Origin of the sequence: Jatrophihabitans sp., from assembly GCF_036389215.1 — a bacterium.
GTDB lineage: Bacteria > Actinomycetota > Actinomycetes > Mycobacteriales > Jatrophihabitantaceae > Jatrophihabitans_A.
In genome coordinates, this window is the sequence record NZ_DASVQG010000268.1 from 23,377 (window position 1) to 29,752 (window position 6,376).

Consider the following 6,376-nt stretch of genomic DNA (forward strand, 5'->3'; position numbering starts at 1 on the left):
CATGGCGCGGATGGTCCGGTTCCCGGCGCCGGGCAAGGCCGAGGTCGTAGAGTTCGAGGATCCCGAGCCGGGTCCCGGTGAGGTGCTGCTCGAAACGATCTACTCCGGCATCTCGGCCGGCACCGAGCTCACCGCCTACCGGGGCAGCAACCCCTATCTCGCCAAGCAATGGGACGCCGAACGTCTGCTCTTCGTGCCGGGTGACTCGTCGCTGGGCTACCCCGTCGACGGCTGGGGCTACGAGGAGGTCGGCCGGGTCGTCGCCGTCGGGTCCGAGGGTGACGCCGACCTGGTCGGGGGCTTGGTGTGGGGGGCGTGGGGCCACCGGTCACTGGCGGTGCGGCCGGCCGGGTACGCACGCGCACGGCTGCTGGCGCGGGACTCGGAGCCGATCGCAGCGGTCTTCGCCAAGATCGGCGCGATCGCGATGAACGCTGTTCTGGATGCCGACATCCACGTCGGCGAGACGGTCGTGGTGTTCGGCGCCGGCGTCCCAGGCCAGATCGTCGCCCAGCTCGCCCGGCTCAACGGCGCTCACGTGACAGTCGTCGACCCCATGGCGTCGCGCCGTTCGCTGGCCGACCGGCTCGGCGCCGCCGCGACGCTCGACCCGCGCGGCGACGACGTGGCAGCCGTGGTGCGATCGGCCACCGGCAACCGCGGCGCGGACGTCGTCATCGAGATGAGCGGGAGCTACGAGGCGCTCGGCGAGGCCATCCGCACCGTCGGCTACAGCTCCCGCGTGGTGGCGTCCGGGTTCTTCCAAGGGTCGGCGACGGCGCTGCGCCTGGGTGAGGAGTTCCATCACAACCGGGTGAGCATCGTCGGTTCACAGATCTACGGCGTTGCGCCGCACCTGCGACACCGGTGGGACGAGCTGCGGATGTCGAGGACGGTCCTGACTCTGGAAGGCGCAGGAGAGTTGAAGCTAACGGAGCTGGTGTCACACGTCGTGCCAGACAGTGACGCGCCCGCGGCGTTCGAGCTGCTCGACTCGGCGCCGCAGGACGCGCTGCAGATAGTGCTCGACTACGGCGCGTTGACGTGAGTCCGCCGCAACCGGCTCCGGTGTCCGACGGCAGCATCCGGTGGGGGATCCTGGCCACCGGCGGCATCGCCCGGGCGTTCACCCGCGATCTGCTCGCGCACGGCCATCGCGTCACGGCTGTCGGCTCGCGATCCGCCGACAGCGCCCGCGCCTTCGCCGGCGAGTTCGGCATCGACCGCGCGCACCCGTCATACGAGGAACTGGTAGGCGACCCCGACGTCGACGTCGTGTACGTCGCGACCCCGCACAACCTCCACGCCGCCAACGCTCTCGCCGCGCTCGAGGCTGGCAAGCACGTACTGGTGGAGAAGGCGTTCACCGTCAACGCCCACGAGGCACGCGGGGTCGTCGAAGCCGCCCGCAGCCGCGGGCTCCTGGTTGTGGAGGCCATGTGGACGCGGTTCCTGCCGCACATGGCGTTCGTGCGGTCCGTCCTCGGCAGCGGCCGGCTGGGGGAGGTTCGTTGCCTGCACGCCGACCACACCCAGCGGCTGCCGGCCGATCCCGCGCACCGGCTGAACAACCCGCACCTCGCCGGCGGCGCGCTGCTGGACCTCGGCGTCTACCCGTTGTCCTTCGCGCACGACCTGCTCGGCCCGCCCGTCGAGGTCACCGCTCGCGGGACGTTGAAGGAGACAGGTGTCGACGCGTCGGTCGCGACCGTCCTGCGCCACGAGGGTTCCGCGCTCTCCACGTCGTACTCCTCGAGCGAGACGCGCGGGCCCAACACCGCGGTGGTGCTCGGCACCGAAGGGCGCATCGACATAGACGCGATCTGGTACGCGCCGGCAGCGGTGACGGTGCGCAATGCCGATGGCGAGGTCGTGGAGCGCTTCGATCAGCCGGTCAGCGGCCGGGGGATGCAGTACCAGGCGGCGGAGGTCGAGCGGCTGCTGTCATCGGGGCAGACAGCCAGTCCGCTTCTGATGCCGGAGGACTCGATCGCGGTGATGGCCACGATGGACGCCGTGCGCGCCGTGATCGGCGTCCGCTACCCCGGCGAGTAGCTGAGTGCCGGTCGGGAGTGCGGTGAGGAGCAGGATGTCGTCAGGTGAGCTCGGCCGGGTCGCGGTGATCGGCTCGGCGAACTACGACCTGGTGCTGGGGGTCTCGCACCGCCCGGCACCCGGCGAGACGGTTCTCGCCGCGTCGACGGAGGGTCACCCTGGCGGGAAGGGCGCGAACCAAGCCGTGGCCGCGGCGCGGCTCGGCGCGCGCGTCAGCTTCATCGGGTGCATCGGAGGTGACAGCTTCGGTGACGTCGTGACCGCGTCCCTCCTCCGCAGTGGTGTCGACGTCTCCGGCGTGCGGAGGGTCGCCGCACCGACGGCTACTGCCGTCATCCTGCTCACGCCGGACGGCGAGAACTCCATCGTCGTCTCGGCCGGCGCGAATGCCTCGGCAACCATTGCGCTCGTCGACGACGTCTCGGACGTGTGGTCCCGTGCGGCGGTGCTCGTGCTGCAACTCGAGCTGCCGTTGGAGACCGTCACGTACGCCGCCTCGGCAGCCGTCGCTCGGGGTGTGCGGGTCATCCTCAACGCGGCACCCGCCGCGGCCCTCGCGGCAGAGGTCCTTGCCGCGGCCGATCCGCTCGTGGTCAACGAGAACGAAGCCGCGACACTCCTGGGCGGTTACCCGGCTGACCGTGATGCCGCCGAGGTCGCTGCCGAGCTGCTGAGGCTGGGTGCGCGGTCGGTCGTCCTCACCCTCGGCGCGCGCGGCGCGGTACTCGCCGAGCCGGGCGGCCTGCCCGAGCACGTCCGCGGGCATGCCGTGCCGGTCGTGGACACGACGGGCGCGGGAGACGCCTTCGTCGGCGCTCTCGCCGACCGGATCGCCCACGGTGATGCGCTGTCGGACGCCGTACGGTTCGCCAACGGCGCGGCAGCGTTCTCCGTGGGGCGGCGCGGCACGCAGGATTCCTACCCGCGACGCGAGGACGTCGGCTGACCGACCTGGATCCGGCCGCCTACTTGGAACGTTGTTTCTTGGATCCCCTCACCGCGGAGCCTTCTTGCGTGGAAGGTCCTGGTGTTCCGGCAGAGGTGATCCTGATCTCGGAGGAGGCTACGCGGCACACACCCGGCCTGCACATCCTCACCCCGGCCACCGTCGCCGACGCGTACGGCTTGCTGCGTCAGGCGATCCGCAGCGATGACCCGGTGTTGTTCTTCGAGCCCAAGCGCTTGTACTGGGATACGGCCGAACTCTCGCTGCCGGTCGAGGTGGAGCCGATCGGCCGGGCGGAGGTGCGCCGCGCCGGCACGGACGTCACCCCGGTGATAGCAGCCGTGAACGGGCAGGCGGCCGGCGCCGGTCTTTCCCTGGCGCTGGCCTGTGACCTGCGCATCGCCGCTGACCGGGCTCTTCGAACTGCCGAGCAGCTCAGTCAGGACGCACGCCATTCAGTAGCGGCAGCCAAAAGGCTCGTGCATGCCTCGGCGCTCGTTCCGCTTGCCGAGCACATGCGCGACGAGCATCGCGCGTTCGCCGACGGCCTGCTCACCGAAGACATGCGGGCAGCGCTCGCTGCCCGTCGCAACGGTGAGTTGCCGACGTTCGGGGTTGCCTGAGGCGACGGGTGCCGCGCCGCCCGAGCTGCGGGGTGCTGAGGTGGTGACTAGCCCTGCGCGACACGTGCTCGTCGTGCTCGCGTCACGAGATGCGGCGCACTGCCCGGTGGGAGTAGCTTCGGGACGTTGTGAGCGCCGTTCGCGCTGCGCATCCCGAGGCAAGCAGCGACCTCCGGTACGAACACTTCGGAGAGTTCGTATGACTGCCGTAGACAAGACTCCCTCGCAGGACGGCACCGGGCAGGGCGGCGCCGAGGTCGAGCCGAACATGCGCCGCGACATCGGCACCGTCGGCCTGCTGTTCGCCGGTGTCGGTTCCATCATCGGCTCGGGCTGGCTCTTCGGGGCCCTGCAGGCCTCCCAGATCGCCGGGCCCGCGGCGATTTTCTCCTGGGCGATCGGCGCGGTCATGATCATGATGATCGCGCTGGTCTATGCCGAGCTCGGGACGATGTTCCCGGTGTCCGGTGGGGTCATCCGCTTCCCGCACATCTCCTACGGCTCGTTCGCCAGCTACACGATGGGCTGGGTGACCTGGATCGCGGCCGCGGCGGTCGCCCCGATCGAGGTCGAGGGCGCCCTGCAGTACGCCACCCGCTACATCGGCTTCACCCGCGAGCACGAGGTCGCCGGCGAGACCGTGCATACCCTGACCGCGCTGGGCTACCTGGTGGCTGTGATCGCGATGGCGGTTTTCGTCATCATCAACTACTACGGCATCCGCTGGTTCGCCCGGGTGAACAACGTCGCGGTCTGGTGGAAGATCGGCATCATCGTCCTGGTCGTCATCGCGTTCATGCTGACCGAGTACCACGGCTCCAACTTCACCAGCCACGGCTTCTCCACCGGTGGCCTGCACGCGATCTTCACCGCGATCGCCACCGGCGGGATCGTGTTCTCGTTCCTGGGATTCCGGCAGGGCGTCGAGCTCGCCGGCGAGACCAGCAATCCCAAGCGCAACGTGCCGATCGCGGTCGTCGGTTCGGTGCTGATCACCGGCCTGATCTACGTGCTGCTGCAGGTCGCCTTCATCGCCGCCGTGGAGCCGAGCGCGCTGTCCAAGGGCTGGGAGGGCGTCTCCGGGCAGCTGGAGAACAGCGCCGGCCCGCTCGCCTCGATCGCCACCACCATCGGCCTGGGCTGGCTGGCCACGCTGCTCTACATCGACGCGGTGATCTCGCCCGCCGACACGGGGCTGATCTACACCACCGTCACCGGCCGGCTGTCCTACGCCATGGCCAAGAACGGCAACGCCCCCCGCGCGCTGGCCAGGACCACCCCGCGCGGCGTGCCGCTGGTCAGCCTGCTGCTCACCTTCATCGTCGGCCTGATCGTGTTCCTGCCGTTCCCGAGCTGGCAGCAACTGGTCGGCTTCATCACCTCGGCGACCGTGCTGTCCTTCGGATCCGGCCCGCTCGTGCTGGCCGCGATGCGACGCCAGCTTCCCGACCACCCCCGGCCGTTCAAGCTGCCGGGCGGTGACGTGCTGCCGTTCCTGGCCTTCTACTGCTCGAACCTGATCGTGTTCTGGGCCGGCTGGGCAACCAACTGGAAGCTGTTCGTGGCGGTGGCGCTGGGCTTCGTGGTGCTGGCGATCTTCTACGCGACCAGCCGGGACAGCATGCCCAAGATGGATTGGAAGGCCGGCGCGACCTGGGCGTTGCCCTGGCTGGGCGGCCTGTGCCTGATCAGCTACCTGGGCGACTACCCGGAGAAGAGCAAGCACGCCGGCAACACCTCCACGATCGGGTTCGGCATGGGTTTCCTCGTGCTGCTCGCCCTGTCGGCGCTGGTCTACTGGCTGGCCCTGAAGATGCGGCTGTCCAATGACGACGTCGCCACGAACTTCGAGCGGATGAGGACCGAAGCCGCCGAGGAGGACAAGGAACTGGGCTCCAGCGCCAGGTGAGCGGCATCGACGGTGCGGCGCGGCAGCCGGACGCCGCACCGGATGGCCGGGCTGATTTCGGTGTCGGCGTGTGCAATCCGCGACGCTCGTGGCTGCTAGCTGACGTCGCGCTCCACCTGGACGTGCCCGGCTGCCAGCTTCACGTAGATGGTGACCGGCTGCCCGCTCACCCCGGCCGGCGGCCGGAGTTCGTAATGGACGTTCATGCCGTTGACGTGCTGGCCGGTGGCGTAGTCGCGACCGTTGCTGATCTCACCCAGGTGGACGTCGGCGATCACCGTGGCGTTCAGGCCGGCCGGCAGCAGCACCCGCACCTCGCCGGCGGCTTGCGACAGGTGCACGGTACGGGCCGCCGGCACCGGGGCCAGGCCGGTCAGGTCCAGGGTGGCCTGGCCGGCGAACAGGCGATGGTCAACCAGCTGCTCGGCCGTGGTCGGCAACCAGGCCTGCTGACCCGAACCGTCGGTCAGGCTGGTCCGGGTGCCACCGAGGGCGAAGGTGACCAGCGCCAGCACCGCGATCGGAACCAGCAACGACAGCGTCAGGCGCCGGGTGAGCAGGCTGAGCAGCAGGCCGGTGCCGAGCACGGCCAGGCCGACCCAGAGGTAGGCCGGGAACGGCACCCGGCCGAACCCGTCCAGCAACGCCACCACGGTCCAGGCGATCGCCAGGCTGACCGCGACCCCGACCTTGATCGGCCGCCGGCGGCGAACCCGCTCGCGGTGTGCCGCACCGGCTTCGGTCAGCCACGCCTGCATCGAACGGCGGGTGTCGTTCAGCGGTGCGATCAGCGGTGCTCCCTGGGTGCCGACCGCAGGCTCGCCGGTCGTCGGCGGTGACCAC

At 70.0% G+C, this 6,376-nt stretch carries 4 protein-coding genes and 2 pseudogenes; 5 read left to right on the top strand and 1 reads right to left on the bottom strand.

What is annotated here, in order from left to right; translation table 11 throughout:
- Nucleotide 1 precedes the first annotated feature (1 nt).
- The 5 genes and pseudogenes from VF542_RS15160 to VF542_RS15180 all read left to right on the top strand — a co-directional run bounded on the left by VF542_RS15160 (nucleotide 2) and on the right by VF542_RS15180 (nucleotide 5,533).
- On the top strand, nucleotides 2-1,048 hold the full coding sequence (locus VF542_RS15160; protein ID WP_408652536.1) for a zinc-binding dehydrogenase: 1,047 nt from the start codon (nucleotides 2-4) through the stop codon (nucleotides 1,046-1,048).
- Entirely contained in the window at nucleotides 1,045-2,055 is a 1,011-nt protein-coding gene (locus VF542_RS15165; RefSeq protein ID WP_408652537.1) for a Gfo/Idh/MocA family protein, read from the top strand. The genes VF542_RS15160 and VF542_RS15165 overlap by 4 nt, the downstream gene beginning before the upstream one ends.
- Nucleotides 2,056-2,119: 64 nt before the next feature.
- Complete coding sequence (locus VF542_RS15170) at nucleotides 2,120-3,001, top strand: ribokinase (RefSeq protein WP_408652538.1); 882 nt, start codon at nucleotides 2,120-2,122, stop codon at nucleotides 2,999-3,001.
- A 107-nt stretch (nucleotides 3,002-3,108) separates the two neighbouring features.
- Nucleotides 3,109-3,624 (top strand): annotated as a pseudogene (locus VF542_RS15175) (enoyl-CoA hydratase-related protein); the annotation flags it as partial.
- Between the two features lie 199 nt (nucleotides 3,625-3,823).
- Nucleotides 3,824-5,533, top strand: a complete 1,710-nt coding sequence (locus VF542_RS15180; RefSeq protein ID WP_408652539.1) for an APC family permease — start codon at nucleotides 3,824-3,826, stop codon at nucleotides 5,531-5,533.
- 95 nt (nucleotides 5,534-5,628) lie between these two features.
- On the opposite strand, the pseudogene VF542_RS15185 reads toward VF542_RS15180, so the two are convergent.
- A pseudogene (locus VF542_RS15185) lies at nucleotides 5,629-6,376 on the bottom strand (hypothetical protein); the annotation flags it as partial.

Bases quoted from the DNA above. Each gene is read 5' to 3' on its own strand.
- VF542_RS15160 (WP_408652536.1), top strand. From the start codon at position 2: ATGGCGCGGATGGTCCGGTTCCCGGCGCCGGGCAAGGCCGAGGTCGTA.
- VF542_RS15180 (WP_408652539.1), top strand. From the start codon at position 3,824: ATGACTGCCGTAGACAAGACTCCCTCGCAGGACGGCACCGGGCAGGGC.